Annotated in this window: 17 protein-coding genes; 11 read left to right on the top strand and 6 right to left on the bottom strand. The window is 76.2% G+C overall.

All coding sequences use genetic code 11. From position 1 onward, the window contains the following. The first annotated feature begins 197 nt into the window (after window positions 1–197). Entirely contained in the window at window positions 198–521 is a 324-nt protein-coding gene (locus tag QMQ26_RS16660) for a WhiB family transcriptional regulator (protein ID WP_030919726.1), read from the top strand. Window positions 522–609: 88 nt separating this feature from the next. Here QMQ26_RS16660 and QMQ26_RS16655 read toward each other — a convergent pair whose 3' ends face one another. Together QMQ26_RS16655 and QMQ26_RS16650 are read right to left on the bottom strand one after the other, a co-directional pair. Continuing rightward, entirely contained in the window at window positions 610–1,797 is a 1,188-nt protein-coding gene (locus QMQ26_RS16655) for an ArsA family ATPase (protein WP_282206196.1), read from the bottom strand. A gap of 85 nt (window positions 1,798–1,882) precedes the next feature. Next, entirely contained in the window at window positions 1,883–2,893 is a 1,011-nt protein-coding gene (locus tag QMQ26_RS16650; protein WP_282206540.1) for an ArsA-related P-loop ATPase, read from the bottom strand. A 258-nt stretch (window positions 2,894–3,151) separates the two neighbouring features. Here QMQ26_RS16650 and QMQ26_RS16645 point away from each other — a divergent pair, with 258 nt between their 5' ends. The 5 genes from QMQ26_RS16645 to QMQ26_RS16625 all read left to right on the top strand — a co-directional run bounded on the left by QMQ26_RS16645 (window position 3,152) and on the right by QMQ26_RS16625 (window position 5,972). Then, a complete protein-coding gene (locus QMQ26_RS16645; protein ID WP_014136749.1) occupies window positions 3,152–3,307 on the top strand; it encodes a DUF4177 domain-containing protein in 156 nt (51 codons plus the stop codon). A gap of 2 nt (window positions 3,308–3,309) precedes the next feature. After that, a complete protein-coding gene (locus tag QMQ26_RS16640; RefSeq protein WP_100837500.1) occupies window positions 3,310–3,774 on the top strand; it encodes a RidA family protein in 465 nt (154 codons plus the stop codon). Between the two features lie 171 nt (window positions 3,775–3,945). Further along, complete coding sequence (locus tag QMQ26_RS16635) at window positions 3,946–4,788, top strand: NUDIX hydrolase (protein ID WP_100838618.1); 843 nt, start codon at window positions 3,946–3,948, stop codon at window positions 4,786–4,788. A gap of 121 nt (window positions 4,789–4,909) precedes the next feature. After that, on the top strand, window positions 4,910–5,101 hold the full coding sequence (locus QMQ26_RS16630) for a hypothetical protein (RefSeq protein WP_100837501.1): 192 nt from the start codon (window positions 4,910–4,912) through the stop codon (window positions 5,099–5,101). 49 nt (window positions 5,102–5,150) lie between these two features. Beyond that, on the top strand, window positions 5,151–5,972 hold the full coding sequence (locus QMQ26_RS16625; RefSeq protein WP_282206195.1) for an MBL fold metallo-hydrolase: 822 nt from the start codon (window positions 5,151–5,153) through the stop codon (window positions 5,970–5,972). A gap of 149 nt (window positions 5,973–6,121) precedes the next feature. Here the strand turns inward: QMQ26_RS16625 and QMQ26_RS16620 are convergent, their stop codons facing one another. Then, the gene (locus QMQ26_RS16620) at window positions 6,122–6,796 is read right to left on the bottom strand and encodes a Crp/Fnr family transcriptional regulator (RefSeq protein WP_033220149.1); all 675 of its coding nucleotides are present in this window, start codon (window positions 6,794–6,796) and stop codon (window positions 6,122–6,124) included. Between the two features lie 146 nt (window positions 6,797–6,942). Further along, window positions 6,943–7,599, bottom strand: coding sequence for a GntR family transcriptional regulator (locus QMQ26_RS16615; protein ID WP_100837503.1), 657 nt, complete (start codon window positions 7,597–7,599; stop codon window positions 6,943–6,945). A 144-nt stretch (window positions 7,600–7,743) separates the two neighbouring features. Here QMQ26_RS16615 and QMQ26_RS16610 point away from each other — a divergent pair, with 144 nt between their 5' ends. Together QMQ26_RS16610 and QMQ26_RS16605 are read left to right on the top strand one after the other, a co-directional pair. Continuing rightward, on the top strand, window positions 7,744–8,964 hold the full coding sequence (locus QMQ26_RS16610) for an amidohydrolase (protein ID WP_282206194.1): 1,221 nt from the start codon (window positions 7,744–7,746) through the stop codon (window positions 8,962–8,964). Between the two features lie 69 nt (window positions 8,965–9,033). Beyond that, window positions 9,034–10,539 (top strand): APC family permease, encoded by a 1,506-nt coding sequence (locus QMQ26_RS16605; RefSeq protein ID WP_282206193.1) that lies wholly within the window; start codon window positions 9,034–9,036, stop codon window positions 10,537–10,539. A gap of 153 nt (window positions 10,540–10,692) precedes the next feature. Here the strand turns inward: QMQ26_RS16605 and QMQ26_RS16600 are convergent, their stop codons facing one another. Together QMQ26_RS16600 and QMQ26_RS16595 are read right to left on the bottom strand one after the other, a co-directional pair. Then, on the bottom strand, window positions 10,693–11,931 hold the full coding sequence (locus QMQ26_RS16600; RefSeq protein ID WP_404814134.1) for an amidohydrolase: 1,239 nt from the start codon (window positions 11,929–11,931) through the stop codon (window positions 10,693–10,695). Window positions 11,932–11,983: 52 nt separating this feature from the next. Beyond that, complete coding sequence (locus QMQ26_RS16595) at window positions 11,984–12,487, bottom strand: universal stress protein (protein WP_282206191.1); 504 nt, start codon at window positions 12,485–12,487, stop codon at window positions 11,984–11,986. A 243-nt stretch (window positions 12,488–12,730) separates the two neighbouring features. Here QMQ26_RS16595 and QMQ26_RS16590 point away from each other — a divergent pair, with 243 nt between their 5' ends. The 3 genes from QMQ26_RS16590 to kdpF all read left to right on the top strand — a co-directional run bounded on the left by QMQ26_RS16590 (window position 12,731) and on the right by kdpF (window position 14,978). Continuing rightward, window positions 12,731–13,294, top strand: a complete 564-nt coding sequence (locus tag QMQ26_RS16590) for a universal stress protein (protein WP_282206190.1) — start codon at window positions 12,731–12,733, stop codon at window positions 13,292–13,294. Window positions 13,295–13,750: 456 nt separating this feature from the next. After that, the gene (locus QMQ26_RS16585) at window positions 13,751–14,593 is read left to right on the top strand and encodes an NAD-dependent protein deacetylase (RefSeq protein ID WP_282206189.1); all 843 of its coding nucleotides are present in this window, start codon (window positions 13,751–13,753) and stop codon (window positions 14,591–14,593) included. 295 nt (window positions 14,594–14,888) lie between these two features. After that, the gene (kdpF, locus tag QMQ26_RS16580) at window positions 14,889–14,978 is read left to right on the top strand and encodes a K(+)-transporting ATPase subunit F (protein WP_014136735.1); all 90 of its coding nucleotides are present in this window, start codon (window positions 14,889–14,891) and stop codon (window positions 14,976–14,978) included. The last annotated feature ends 1 nt before the right edge of the window (window position 14,979 follow it).

The raw sequence follows: 14,979 nt of genomic DNA, 5'->3' as shown, positions 1-14,979 counted from the left end.
GCCCCGGCAAGCCCCCCGACCTGCAATCACTCCAACGAGTGAGCTGCTGGACACCCATAGTCCAATTGGGTCATTCGAGATTGGGCATACAGGGGCTGTTGCGCTGTGCCGTTCTTCCGTAACGTCCTCAACTGGCAACGGTGAATATGCCGTTGCCGCCGTGGGGGAGCCCCGAATCGGGAGAGGACGGCGCCGGGATGGGCTGGGTGGACGACTGGAGCGCGCAGGCGGCGTGCCGCACGAGCGATCCGGATGAACTGTTCGTGCAGGGGGCGGCGCAGAACCGCGCCAAGGCGGTGTGCAGCGGGTGCCCCGTGCGCACCGAGTGTCTCGCGGACGCGCTCGACAACCGGGTCGAGTTCGGCGTCTGGGGCGGGATGACGGAGCGCGAGCGGCGGGCGCTGCTGCGCCGGCGGCCGACCGTGGACTCCTGGCGCCGGCTGCTGGAGACCGCGCGCACCGAGTACGAGGAGTCGCTGGCGACCGGGGTGGTCCTGCGGGACTACGCCCAGGCGGTCTGAGGCTCCGTCAGGAGGCCGTGGCGGGCGGGTCGTCGACCCGCCCGGCAGGCTCGACGGTCCGGGCTGCGGGCCGGGCTTCGGGCCGGGCTCACCCGGTGGGCTCCCGCGGTCCGGCGGGTGCTTCGGCAGGTTGTTCGGTGGGGGTGCCGAGCAGCTCGCCGACCGCCCGCAGGCCGTCCAGGTCGTGGACGTCGCCGGGGAGGGCGGCCACCTCGACGATCGGCACGTCCGGGTAGACCGAGGCGAAGCGGTTGCGGGTGCGCCGCTCCCTCGTCATGACCTGCATCCGTTCGGCGTGCAGCCGCAGCAGCCCGGCGGCCAGCGTCTCGGCCGCCACGGTGGCGTGCGGCGTGCCGTTCTCCTCCAGGGCCTCGGCGGCGGCCAGCGCGCGTTCGGCGGTGAGCTGCGGGGCGCCGGTGGAGTGCACCCGGTTGAGCACCAGGCCGGCCAGCGGCATCTCGTCGGCGGCCAGCCGGTCGACGAAGTAGGCGGCCTCGCGCAGCGCGTCCCGTTCCGGGGCGGCGACCACCAGGAACGCGGTCCCCTCGGCCTTGAGCAGTTGGTAGGTGCGGTCGGCGCGTTCGCGGAAGCCGCCGAACATCGAGTCGGTCGCGGAGACGAAGGTCTGGATGTCGGTGAGCAGCTGGGCGCCGAAGATCTTGCCGAGGGTGCCGCTGATCAGCCCCACGCCGACGTTGAGGAACTTCATCGCGGAGCGGCCGCCGACCTTGGCGGGGGCGGTCAGCAGCCGGATCACCCGGCCGTCCAGGAAGGAGCCGAGCCGGCTCGGGGCGTCCAGGAAGTCCAGCGCGGAGCGCGACGGCGGGGTGTCGACGACGATCAGGTCCCAGCGGTCCTCGGCCCGGAGCTGGCCGAGCTTCTCCATCGCCATGTACTCCTGGGTGCCCGCGAAACCGGCCGACAGCGACTGGTAGAACGGGTTCTCCATGATCGCCCTGGCGCGTTCGGGCTCCGCGTGGGCCAGCACGACCTCGTCGAAGGTCCGCTTCATGTCCAACATCATGGCCTGGAGCTCGCCCTCGCCGCGGGTGCCCTTGACCACCCGCGGGGTGTTGTCCAGCTCGCTCAGGCCCATCGACTGGGCCAGCCGGCGGGCCGGGTCGATGGTCAGCACCACGACGCGTCGCCCGCGCTCGGCGGCGCGCAGGCCGATCGCCGCGGCGGTGGTGGTCTTGCCGACGCCGCCGGAGCCGCAGCAGACCACGATCCGGGTCTCCGGGTCGTCGATCAGGGTGTCGATGTCCAGCCCGGTCATGCCGCTCCCTGCCTCGCGCCGTCCGCCGTGCTCGTGCCGTCCGCCGTGCTCGTGCCGTCCGCCGTGCTCGTGCCGTCCACCGTGCTCACGCCGCTCCCTGCCGCTTCAGCTCGCCCGCCAGCCGGTACAGCCCGGCCAGGTCCATGCCCTCGCCGATCAGCGGCAACTCGTAGGTGGGGAGCCGCAGTTGCTGGAGGTCGGCGCGCTGGGCGCGTTCCAGTTCGACCCGCTCGGCGTGCTCCCTGGCCTGCTCCAGCAGCGGGTCGAGCAGCGGCTCGACGTGCGCCCGGACGGTCTCCGGCTTGCGCGAGCGCCCGCCCAGGCCGACCTCGCCGAGGGCCAGCGCCACCTCCTCGCGGTGGTCGCCGTCGGCCGCCGCCACCGCCGCCGCGTCCAGTATCGGCGGGCGCACCATGTTGACCAGCACGCCGCCGACCGGCAGGCCGGACTCGCGCAGGTCGGCAATCCCGTCCACGGTCTCCTGCACTGGCATCTCCTCCAGCAGGGTGGTGAAGTGCACCGCCGTCTCGGGGGAGCGCAGCACCCGCATCACCGCCTGCGCCTGGGAGTGGATCGGCCCTATCCGGGCCAGGCCCGCCACCTCGGAGTTGACGTTCAGGAAGCGGGTCAGCCGGCCGGTCGGCGGGGCGTCCATCACCACCGCGTCGTAGCGGCGGCGGCCGTCCGGGCCCTTGCGGCGGGCCGCCTCGCACGCCTTGCCGGTGAGCAGCACGTCGCGCACGCCCGGGGCGACGGTGGTGGCGAAGTCCACGAAGCCGACCTTCTGCAGGGCCTTCCCGGCCCGGCCCAGCTTGTAGAACATGTCCAGGTACTCCAGCAGCGCCTGCTCGGTGTCGATCGCCAGCGCGTGCACCTCGCCGTGGCCCTTGCCGGGCAGGCCGAGCTGGGCGGGCGTCACGGTGGCCACCCGGCGCTCCTCGTACGGCAGCGCGGCGATCTGGAACAGCTCGGCGATGCCCTGCCGGCCCTCCACCTCGATCAGCAGGGTGCGGCGCCCGTCGGCGGCCAGGGCCAGGGCCAGCGCGGCGGCCAGCGTGGTCTTGCCGGTGCCGCCCTTGCCGCTGACCACGTGCAGCCTGACGCCCTCCCAGTCCGGCTCGCGCGGCGCTGCCTGCTCGGTCGGCCCCGCCGTACCGCTGGTGCCCGCCACGCCCGCTCTCCGTCCGCCGCTGTCCGTCGCTGTCCGTCGCTCTCGGTCGGGGCCCCGGGGCACCCCTCACCGCGAGGGTAACCAGCGAGCGCTCCGGATGCCGGGAGCATCCCGGGCACCCCGGCGAATCATGCCCGCTTTGTGTCCCACCTCACACCGGCCCGGGCGGCTAGAGTCACCCCCATGACCAAGTGGGAATACGTCACCGTGCCGCTGCTCGTGCACGCCACCAAGCAGATCCTCGACACCTGGGGCCAGGACGGCTGGGAGCTCGTCCAGGTCGTCCCCGGGCCGAACCCGGAGCAGCTGGTCGCGTACCTCAAGCGCGAGAAGGAGTAGTCATGGGCCAGGTCGAGCAGAGGCTCGCCGAGCTCGGGCTGACGCTGCCCGAGGTCGCCGCCCCGGTCGCCGCGTACGTCCCGGCGGTGCGCGACGGCGTGCACGTGCTGACCTCCGGGCAGCTGCCGTTCGTCGCGGGGAAGCTCCCGCTGACCGGCAAGGTCGGCGCCGAGGTCACCGCGGAGGACGCCAAGGAGCTGGCGCAGGTCTGCGCGCTGAACGCGCTGGCCGCGGTCAAGTCGGTGGTCGGTGACCTGGACCGGGTCGAACAGGTGGTCAAGGTGGTCGGCTTCGTGGCCTCCGCCCCCGACTTCACCGGGCAGCCCGGCGTGGTCAACGGCACCAGCGAGCTGCTGGGCAAGGTCTTCGGCGAGCGCGGCGTGCACGCCCGCAGCGCCGTCGGCGTGGCGGTGCTGCCGCTGGACGCGCCGGTCGAGGTCGAGCTGACGGTCCGGGTCCGGGACTGATCCGGGCGCGGGCCGGGGCCCGTCACCGCTTCCGCGGTGGCGGGCCCTTCGCGTGCCGGGCGGCGGGGGCGCCGGACGCCGGGCACCTGGGCGGCGAGGTGCCGGGCGCCCGGCCGTCGGGCGGCGGCGGGTTGTTCCGGGGCGGGGCGGCGGCGGTTAACATCCGTGAACATGCTGGAGATGCCGCCGTCCTGGCCCGCCCGAATCCGCGCCCTGGCCGCCGGGGAGCTCACCCCCGTCCCGGCCCGGGCCGCCGCCACCGTAGTGCTGCTGCGCGAGGGCCCGGCCGGGCCGGAGGCGTACCTGCTGCGGCGGCGGGCCACCATGGCCTTCGCCGGCGGGATGTACGCCTACCCGGGCGGCGGGGTCGACCCGCGCGACCGGGAGGTGCGCCCGCCGTGGGCCGGGCCGTCCGTCGAGCGGTGGGCCGAGCGGCTCGGGGTGGACGGGCCGACCGCCTGCGCGGTGCTGTGCGCGGCCGTCCGGGAGACCTTCGAGGAGGCCGGGGTGCTGCTGGCCGGGCCGGACGGGCGGACGCTGGTCGAGCCCCGGGACTGGGCGGCCGAGCGGGCCGCGCTGGAGCGGCACGAGGTCTCGCTGGCCGAGTTCCTGACCGCGCACCGGCTGGTGCTGCGCAGCGACCTGCTGGCGCCCTGGGCGCGCTGGGTGACCCCGGAGTTCGAGGAGCGCCGCTTCGACGCCTGGTTCTTCGTCGCCGCGCTGCCGCCCGGGCAGGCCGCCGCGGACACCGTCGGCGAGGCCGACCGGGTCGCCTGGCTGACCCCCGCCGAGGCGGTGGCCGGGTTCGAGGCGGGCGAGTTCGGCATGCTGCCGCCGACCGTCACGGTGCTGCGCGAGCTGCTGCCGCTGCGCACCGCGGCCGAGGCGACGGCGGTGGCGGCGGGGCGGCGGGTGGAGCGGGTGCTGGGCCGGGCGGAGGTGGTCGGGGACCGCATGACGGTGCGCTGGGACGGGTATGACGAGCTGACTATCGACGGCGTGTTCCCGGCGTGAGAACCTTCCCCGGAGCGATCACCGGCCCCGCCGGGAGGACCGCTTCCGGGCCGTCCGCGCGTCGGCCCGTACCGTCGACCAGCAACCGCACCGACTGCTCCGACCTCGGAAGGAGACTCCGATGGCCCACAACGACGTGGCTCGCCGGACCTCGGCCACCCCCGTCCGCACCGTCACCCCCCGGGCCGCCGCCTGCGACGGCAGCGCACCCGCGGAGACCGCCCGCCTGCTGACCCGCGACCTGCCCGGACGGGCCCTGCACCGCCCGCTCCCGTCGCGCCGGCTCGGCCTCGTCGAAAGGGACGCCGTATGAGCGCACCCCACCGGGCGGCCCCGGGCCGCCGTGCCACCGAGGACGCCGCGTGAGCGGCCTGCTGCCGGGCGACCCCGCCGACACCGTCGGCGGGGTCGCCACCCCGCGCGCCCAGTGCGTGCTCGCCCCCAACCCGTCCCCGATGACGCTGGACGGCACCAACACCTGGCTGCTCTCCGAGCCCGGCTCCGAGCTGGCCGCCGTGGTCGATCCCGGCCCGCTCGACGAGACCCACCTGCGCCGGATCGTCGACACCGCCGAGCGGCAGGGCAAGCGGATCGCCCTCACCCTGCTCACCCACGGCCACCCCGACCACGCCGAGGGCGCCGCGCGGTTCGCCGAACTCACCGGCACCGCCGTCCGCGCCCTCGACCCGGCGCTGCGGTTCGGCGAGGAGGGCCTGCACGGCGGGCAGCGCCTCGACGTCGGCGGCCTCGACCTGCGGGTGGTCGCCACCCCCGGCCACACCTCCGACTCGCTGACCTTCCACCTGCCCGCGGACGGCGCGATCCTCACCGGCGACACCGTCCTGGGCCGCGGCACCACGATGGTCGCCCACCCCGACGGGCGCTTGGGCGACTACCTCGACTCGCTGCGCAGCCTGCACGCGATGGCCGCCGAGCACGGCGTGCGCACCGTGCTGCCCGGCCACGGCCCGGTGCTCGCGGACGCGCTGGGCGCCGTCGAGTACTACCTGGCCCACCGGGCGTCCCGGCTCGCCCAGGTCGAGACCGCGGTCGAGGACGGCTGCCGCACGGCGGCCGAGGTGGTCGCCCGGGTGTACGCCGACGTCGACCCGGCGCTGTGGCCCGCGGCGGAGCTGTCGGTGCGCGCGCAGCTCATGTACCTGGAGGACCGGGGCCTGATCTAGCGGGCGCCGCATCCAGCGGGCGCCGCGTCCAGCGGGCGCCGCGTCCAGCGGGCGCCGCTGAACCCGGGGCCGACGCGGAGCGAGGCCGCGACGGGGGCAGGTGAACCTGCCGTCCGTCGCGGCCTCGCGGTGCGTCCGGGTGCGCGAGGCTAGCGCGAGCGGCGGGAGAGCCGTTCGACGTCGAGCAGGACGACCGCGCGGGCCTCCAGCTTGAGCCAGCCGCGGCCGGCGAAGTCGGCGAGCGCCTTGTTGACCGTCTCGCGGGAGGCGCCGACCAGCTGGGCGAGCTCCTCCTGGGTGAGGTCGTGCGCGACGTGGATGCCCTCGTCGGACGGGACGCCGAAGCGGCGGGAGAGGTCGAGCAGGGCCTTGGCGACCCGGCCGGGCACGTCGGAGAAGACCAGGTCGGACATCACGTCGTTGGTGCGGCGCAGGCGGCGGGCGATGGCGCGCAGCAGGGCGATGGAGACCTCGGGGCGGGCGTGCAGCAGCGGGAGCAGGTCGCCGTGGCCGAGGCCGAGGAGCTTGACCTCGGTGAGGGCGGTGGCGGTGGCGGTGCGCGGGCCCGGGTCGAAGAGCGAGAGCTCGCCGATCATCTCGGAGGGGCCGAGCACGGCGAGCATGTTCTCGCGGCCGTCGGGGGAGGCCCGGTGCAGCTTGACCTTGCCCTCGACCACGACGTAGAGCCGGTCGCCCGGGTCGCCCTCGTGGAACAGCGACTCGCCGCGGGCGAGCGTCACCTCGGTCATGGAAGCGCGGAGCTCGGCAGCCTGGTCGTCGTCGAGTGCCGCGAACAGCGCGGCGCGCCGCAGAACGTCGTCCACGAGCTTCCTCCTGCTGGTGTCTGGGCAGTGCTACTCACCACCAAGGATGACGCATGTCGCTCCGATCATATGAGGAGGGGGTGTGCCGAGGTGGGGCCTACGCGGCCATTCGCGCAGTTCGGGTGGGCGTTTCCCGTCTCGGCGGGCTACCCGCCGAGGGCCTGGCGGGCGAAGGCGCGGGTGCCGGCGACGTGGTGGCGGGCGAGGGCGGCGGCGGTCTCCGGGTCGCGGGCCTTGATGGCGTCGAGCAGCTGCTGGTGCTCGGTGCACATCGGGAGGCTGGTCTCGACGTCGGAGGTGAGCCGGAACAGGCGGCGCAGCCGGCCGTCGAGCGGGGCCATCATGTCGCGCAGCAGCGGGTTGCCGGAGAGTTCGACGATCTCGCGGTGGAAGTCGGCGTTCAGGCTGACCGTCTCGCGCAGCCGGCCGGCCGCGGCGGCCTTGCGGGTGCGGGCCAGGACGCGTTCGAGGCCGCGGATGCCGGCGGGGGTGGCGTGCCGGGCGGCGAGGCTGGCGGCGAGGGCTTCGAGGGACTCGCGGACGGCGAAGAAGTGCTCGGCCTCGGCGGGGCCGAAGTCGGCGACGACGGCGCCGCGGCGGGCCTGGACGGTGAGGAAGCCCTCGCGTTCGAGGCGCTGCATGGCCTCGCGGACCGGTATCCGCGAAACGCCCATGCCGTCGGCGAGTTCGCGCTCGACCAGGCGCTGCCCGGCGGGGTACTCGCCCTCGATGATCCGCTCGCGCAGCTGGACGTAGACGAGGTCCGCCAGCGACTGGTGGGCGTCGCCGAGGGTGTCGGTCATCGGGGGCTCCAGGCGGAAGCGGGCGGACGGAGCGGGCAGTGGACCAGATCATTCCAGATCGGTTCCGGCTCCCCTCTTGTCTGGTATTCGGTATACCAGATAGCTTGGCCGCTCACCGCCCCCGACGAGCCCAGGAGCCTGCCCGTGACCACCCTCCCCCCGGGGCCGCAGCTGCTGCTGGACGCCACCCTCCCGGACGGCTCCCGGGCCGACCTGCGGATCGCGGACGGCCGGATCGCCGCGCTCACCCCCGTCCCGGCCGGGCGCGAGCGGATCGAGCCGGGGGCCGGCGAGGCCGCGCTGGACGGGGCGCTGCTGCTGCCCGCGCTGGTCGACGGGCACGCCCACCTGGACAAGACCTTCCTCGGCGCGCCCTGGCAGCCGCACCGCCCGACGTCCACCCTGCGCGGGCAGATCGCCGCCGAGCGGGCGCTGCGCCGCGAGGTGGCCGGGCGGACGCCGGTGGCCGACCGGGCGGAGGCACTGGCCCGCCGGATGGCCGCGCTCGGCACCGGCTTCGTCCGCTCGCACGTGGACGTCGACCCGGACACCGGGCTGGACCACCTGCACGCGGTGCTGGAGGCCCGCGAACGGGTCCGGGAGCTGATCGACGTGCAGCTGGTGGCGTTCCCGCAGAGCGGCGTGGTGGCCGAGCCCGGGGTGGCGCGGCTGCTGGACGCGGCGCTGCGGGAGGGCGCCGAACTGATCGGCGGGCTGGACCCGTTCGGCTTCGACCGGGACGCGGACGGCCAGCTGGACGTGGTGTTCGACCTGGCCGAGCGGCACGGCGCGGGCGTCGACATCCACCTGCACGACGGCGGCGGGGCCGGCGCGGCGCAGCTGCGGGCGATCGCCGACCGGACGGCGGCGCTGGGCCTGGGCGGGAAGGTCGCGGTCAGCCACGCGTACTGCCTGGGGCAGCTGGCCGGGCCCGAGCTGGCCCGGACCGCCGGGGCGCTGGCGGCGGCCGGGGTGGCGGTGATGACCAACGGCCCGGCCCGGAGCATGCCGCCGGTGAAGCTGCTGCACGAACTGGGCGTGCTGGTGTTCGCCGGCTCCGACAACATCCGCGACGCGTGGTGGCCGTACGGCACCGGCGACATGCTGGAGCGGACCACGGTCATCGGGCTCCAGGGCGAGCTGATGACCGATCAGGACCTCGCGCTGGCGGCGGAGTTCGCCACCGGCCACGCCGCCCGGGCGCTGGGCGTCGCGGAGTACGGGATCGCCGCCGGGCGGCCCGCGAACCTGGTGGCCGTCGCCGCGGGCTCGGTGCCCGAGGCCGTCGCCGCGCACCCCGAACGGCTGCTGGTGCTGCACCGCGGCCGCACCGTCCTGGACCGCCTCGGCGGCCCCTCGCAGTAGCGCGGCCACCCCCTCACGCCGCGGTCACCCCCCACGCACCTGCGCAGCATCCCGGAAGGAACCCCCACCATGACACTCAGCTCCTCCGCCGCCCGGGCGTCCGCCCCGGCCGAGCCGCCCGGACCGCCCGGCTCCTCCGGCCCGCCCGACCCGTCCGGCCGGTTGGCCAAGGGCCTGATCGGCACCACCGACCTGGTGTTCTTCGTGGTCGCCGCCGCCGCGCCGCTGACCGTGCTGGCCGGGATCGCCCCGTTCGCGATCGGGGTGGGCGGGGCGTCCGCGCCGGCCGCGTACCTGATCTCGGGCGCGCTGCTGGTGCTGTTCGCCGCCGGGTTCACCGCGATGAGCCGGTACGTGCGCAACGCGGGCGCGTTCTACGCGTACGTGGCGCGCGGGCTGGGGCGCACCCTCGGCGTGGTCACCGCCTACGTGGCGGTGGTCAGCTACAACCTGATCACCCCGGGCGTGGCCGCCGCGTTCGGCTACTTCGCGGCCGGGCACCTCGAACAGCGGACCGGCGCGCACGTGCCGTGGTGGCTGCTGTCCGGGGCGTGCGTGCTGGTGGTCGGCGTGCTCGGCTGGCTGAAGGTCACGCTGTCGGCGAAGGTGCTGGGCGTGGCGCTGGTGCTGGAGGTGCTGTCGCTGCTGCTGATGGAGGGCGGGGTGCTGGCCGACCGGGGGACGGCCGCGCTCGACCCGGTCTCCTTCGACCCGTCGCTGCTCACCCAGGCCGGGGTGGCGGGCATGTTCGTGCTGGTGATCGGCGCCTTCACCGGCTTCGAGGCGACCGCGATCTACGCCGAGGAGGCCCGCGACCCGGCCCGCACCGTGCCGCGCGCCACCTTCGTCGCGATCGGCTTCCTGGCGGTCTTCTACGCCCTGGGCACCTGGATCGTGATGGGCGCGTACGGCACCGACGACGCGGTCGCCCGGGCCCGCGCGGACGGCGGCCCCGACCTGACCTTCCGGGCCGCCGAGCGCTTCGTCGGCCTCTGGCTGTCGGACACCATGCACGTGCTGATCATCGTCTCGGCGTTCGCCTCCGCGCTGGCCTTCCACAACGCCGCCGCCCGCTACCTGTACGCGCTGGGCCGCGAGGGCCTGCTGCCGCGCCCGCTCGGGCGGGTCTCGCCGCGGACCGGCTCGCCGGGGACGGCGGTGCTGGTGCAGTCGGTGTTCAACGCGCTGGTGATCGGGCTGGGCGCGGTGCTCGCGGTCGACCCGTACCTGGTGGTGCTGCTCTGGTCGAACAGCGTCGGCGTGCTCGGGGTCATGGCGATGCAGGCGCTGGCGGCGGTCGCGGTGTTCGCGTTCTTCCGCACCGACCGGCGCGGGATGTCCGCGTTCCGGGTGGTCTGGGCGCCGCTGCTGGCGGCGGCCGGGCTGGCCGTGCTCAGCGTGCTCGCGCTGTTCAACTTCGACCTGCTGACCGGGCGCACCGGGCTGGTCAACTGGCTGCTGCTGGTGCCGCTGCCGGTGGTCGCGGCGGCCGGCTGGCTGGTCGCCCGGCGAATCCGGCGCACCGACCCGGAGCGGTTCGCCCGGCTGACCGAGGTCGACGTCGAACGCGACTGAGCGGGCCGGCGGACGGCGGTGGCGGCCCCGGCGCGGGGGCGGCCACCGCCGCCGCGGCGTGCTCCGGTCCCGGCGGCGGCCCCTGCGCCGGCGGCGGCTCCGGGCGGGGCGGTGGCGGCCCCGGGCGGGCGGCCACCGCCGTCGCGGCGGGCGTCAGGCGACCAGCGCGCCGTGCTCGGCGACCACCCGGCCGGCCTTCACCACCAGCTCGCGCGGCGGCAGGTCGACCACCACCTGCGGGACGCACTCGCCGTCCACCAGCAGGAAGTCGGCGGGGGAACCGGGCGCCAGGTCGGCCCTGGGCAGGCCCAGCAGCTCGGCGCCGCCGTGCGCGGCCAGCTCCAGGCAGTCGGTCAGCTCCCGGTCGGTGCGGGCGTCGGTGGTCCAGCCCAGCAGGTGCGCCCGGTGCAGCATGTCGGCGTTGCCGTACGGGCTCCAGGAGTCCCGGACGCCGTCCGAGCCGAGGCCGACCCGCACCCCGCGCGAGCGCAGCGCGCGGAACGGCAGCACCTGGTGCGCGGACGGGGCGACCGTGGTCAGCGCGATCCCGGCGTCCGCCAACAGGTCGGCGGTGCGGTCGAGTTCGGCGGCGGACAGCTCCGACAGGCAGAACGCGTGGCTGGCCGTCACCCGGCCGCGCAGCCCGGCGGCGACCGTCCGGGCGGCGAGCGCGCGCAGCGGGCCCAGGCCGGTGGCCCCGAGGTCGTGCAGGTGCACGTCCAGCAGCACGCCGTACCGCTCGGCCAGGCCGAACAGCAGGTCGAACTGCTCGCGGCCGTCCGCGCCGCCGCCGTCGAACCCGGCCGGGTCGATGCCGCCGACCGCGTCCACCAGGCGCTCGCGGGCCGCGGCGGTCAGCAGCTCCGCCGTGCCCGGGGTGCGCACCACGCCGTGCTGCGGGAACGCCACCGACTGCACGTCCAGCTTCCCGGCCAGCCGCTCGGCGGCCTCGCGCAGGCCGGTCGCCCCGGCCAGGCCGTACGCGGGGGCGACGTCCACGTGCGCGCGCACGGCGCGGGTGCCGCGGGTCACCGCGTGGGCGAGCAGGCGGTGCGCGCGCACGCCGACCGGGGACCGCTGGTGCGCGGCCAGCTCGACGTCGCCGGCCACGTACTCCGGCAGGCCGTGCGCCGGGCGGCGGCTGTACCAGGGCTCGCCCCAGCCGGTCTTGTCCGGGTGCAGGTGGGCGTCCACCAGGGTCGGCAGCGCGATCCGGCCACCGCCCTCCACCACGACCGGGCGGGCGCCCGCGGGCGGCCCGGCCGCCAGGACGCCGTCCACGGCGACCAGGTCGGTGACTGGTCCGCCGAACGGGCGGACCTGGCGGAACAGCGTGACGTGCATGGTGGCGCTCCCGGGGTGGTGCTGAGGGCTCTGTCCGGCACCAATCAAACCGCTTCCGGGCGGTCAGTCAACTCGCTTGCTGCACAGGCGAGTTGACGATTCATGCTGCCCGGACGGCGGCCCGCCGGGCGGGGTCCGGGGCGCCGGGCCCGGGTGGCGCGGGCAGCGGGGTCGGCAGGGCCGGCGGCGACGGGCGGTCGGCGGGGACGGTCAGCACCGGGCAGGGCGCGTGGGCCCGGCAGTGGTGCGCGGTACGGGGGCCGCGCAGGTGCGGCAGGCCGTGGCGGTGGTGGTGGCGGCCGTCCGCGCCGAGCAGCAGCAGGTCGCCCGGGCCGCCCACCGCCGCCACCAGCGCGGCACCCGCCGGGCCGGACGCCACCACCGGACGGACCACCACCCCGTCCGGCCAGCCCCCGGCCGCCTGCCGCAGCGCCGCGTCCAGCAGCCGCCGGGCCGCCGCGTCGTCCGGCGGGCGCCCGGCCAGCAGCGGCACCAGCACCGCGCCCCGGGCCGCCGCCTCCGGCACCGCCCGCCGCAGCGCGGCCAGACTGCCCGGCGAACCGTCCACGCCAACCACCACCCGCGGTTCCCGCCACTGCGCCATGACCGTCTCCTCCTCGTCCTCCCTCCAGTGAACGCCCGGGCGGGGCGGCCGGGCGTCAAGGCGGCGTCGGGAAACCGGCGGTGGACGTCAGGGAGGTGTCAAGGCGCGGCCCGGAGCCCGTCCGCCCGGGTCTGCTGGTACCGGGACGCGGGCCCGGCGACCGGAAGGCCGGGCCCGCGCACCCGGCGGAACGGCCGCGGCGGACCGAACGGGACGACGGGCCGGAAGGGAACGGAGGACGGGATGGCACAGCCGGTGCGCATCGTGGTCGGAGTCAGCGGGTCGCTCGGCAGCCTGGCCGCGCTGCACCGCGCCGTCGCCGAGACCCGGCGGGCCGGGCCGGACGCGCACCTGCTGGCGCTGCACGCCTGGGAACCGCCCGGCGGCGAGTTCGGGCACCGGCGCTCGCCCTGCCCGCCGCTGCTGTCCGCCGTCCGGGCCGCCGCCGAGGAGAACCTGGCCGCGGCGCTGGCGGAGGCGTTCGGCGGGGCCGATCCCGGGGTGCCGCTCACCGCGCGGACGGTGCGCGGCGAACCCGCCGCCGCCCTGCTCGCCGCCGCGGACCGGCCCGGCGACCTGCTGGTGCTCGGCCCGGCCGGCTCCTGGTGGCACCGCGGACTGCGCGGCCCCCTCCCGGCCCGCTGCGTGCGGAAGGCCCGCTGCCCGGTGCTGGTGGTGCCCAGGCCCGAACTCGCCCTGGCGCTGCACGGGTTGAGCCGACGGCGGGTGAACGCCGAACTGCGCGGACTGGTCGGCGCGGACGCGTGCGCGGGCGGTGCCGGGCGGCGGCGGGGCGGGCGGGGATGAGCGCGGTTGCGGACGCGGTGGGTCCGGCGGTTGCGGCGGTTGCGGCGGTTGCGGCGGGAGGTCCGGCGGTGTCGGCATCCCTCCGCCGGGCCGCGTGAGCGCTGCGGGACGACGAGCGGCGGCGGCCGGAGCCGTGGGGGCCCGGCCGCCGCGAACGGGGGGCGGGCGCGGCCCGGACGGTGCGTGGGGGCACTGTCCGGGCCGCGTCCGGTCCGGGGGGCGGGAACGCGCGGGGGCGCGGGCGGGCCGTGGAAGCGCTCCCGAGAAAGGTCCGTGCGCTTCTTCTGTCCGGGTGGTGGATCGACGTACAAAGGAGGCAGCGGAAGTTCGGGCTGTGGGGGCCGGAGCGTCCGCACCCGGGGCGGCCCGGGCGGTGCGTGGGGGTACTGCCCGGGCCGCCGGGTTCCGCCCCCGTTCTCCGCCGCTCTCCGCCGGTTCCGGCGCGGGCGTTCCACAATGGACGGCATGAGCGTGCACGAGGACGGGCTTCCCGCGCTGGCCCGGCTGCTGGCCGGCGGCGACGTGGTGGTGCTGAGCGGGGCCGGGCTGTCCACCGAGTCCGGCATCCCGGACTACCGCGGGCCGGACGGCGTCCGCCGGAACCGGGCGCCGATGACGTACCAGGAGTTCGTCGCGGGGGAGCCAGCCCGCCGCCGCTACTGGGCGCGCAGCCACGCCGGCCGGGCGGTGATCGCCCGGGCCCGCCCGAACGCCGGGCACCTCGCGGTGGCCCGGCTGCGCGACACCGGCCGGGTCTCGGCCGTGATCACCCAGAACGTGGACGGCCTGCACCGCGCCGCGGGCACCGCCGACGCCGTCGAACTGCACGGCGGCCTCGACCGCGTGATCTGCCTCGACTGCGGCGCCGTCACCGCCCGCACCGCCCTCGACGAGCGCCTCGCCGCGCTCAACCCCGCCTTCCGGGACGCCGGTTCGCGGATCAACCCGGACGGCGACGTCGAGCTGCCGGACGACCTGGTCGCCTCGTTCACCGTCGCGCCCTGCACCGCCTGCGGCGGCGTGCTCAAACCGGACGTGGTGTTCTTCGGCGAGAGCGTCCCCAAGGACCGGGTCGAGCACTGCTACCGCCTGGTCGACGAGGGCCGCGCCCTGCTGGTCCTCGGCTCCTCGCTGGCGGTGCTCTCCGGCCTGCGCTTCGTCCGGCACGCCGCCAAGACCGGCAAGCCGGTGGCCATCGTCACCCGCGGCACCACCCGCGGCGACGACCTCGCCGACATCCGGATCGACCGCCCGCTCGGCGCGGCCCTCACCGAGCTGGCGGCGCCCTTCGCGGGGTAGCGGTGGCCGCCGGGGCGCGAGGCACCGGGCTCGGGCGGCGCCGGGAGCCGTCAAGGCGGCGGCAGGGGTGGTCGGGAGCCGTCAAGGCGGCGTCAAGGCGGCCCGGGCGGCCGTATGGGGCGCGTCAGGAACGGCGGTGACGGCCGGTTCCGCTGCTTGGCTCGGGGTGTCGGCGAAAGCGCCGGCCACCGTTCCGAGCCACCCTGGTGGATGCCATGTCAGACCTGCTCTACGTCGGTGTCACGGCCGCCGTGTTCGCCGTCATCGCCCTGATCGCCCGGGGGGTGGAGAAGCTGTGAGCGCCGAGCACATAGCGGGTCTCCTCGTCGCCGCCGCGCTGGTCGGGTACCTCGTCCTCGCGCTGATCCACCCGGAGAAGTTCTGAC

Origin of the sequence: Kitasatospora fiedleri (assembly GCF_948472415.1) — a bacterium.
Classification (GTDB): Bacteria; Actinomycetota; Actinomycetes; order Streptomycetales; family Streptomycetaceae; genus Kitasatospora; species Kitasatospora fiedleri.
This window is presented reverse-complemented; position numbering and strand designations above follow the sequence as displayed.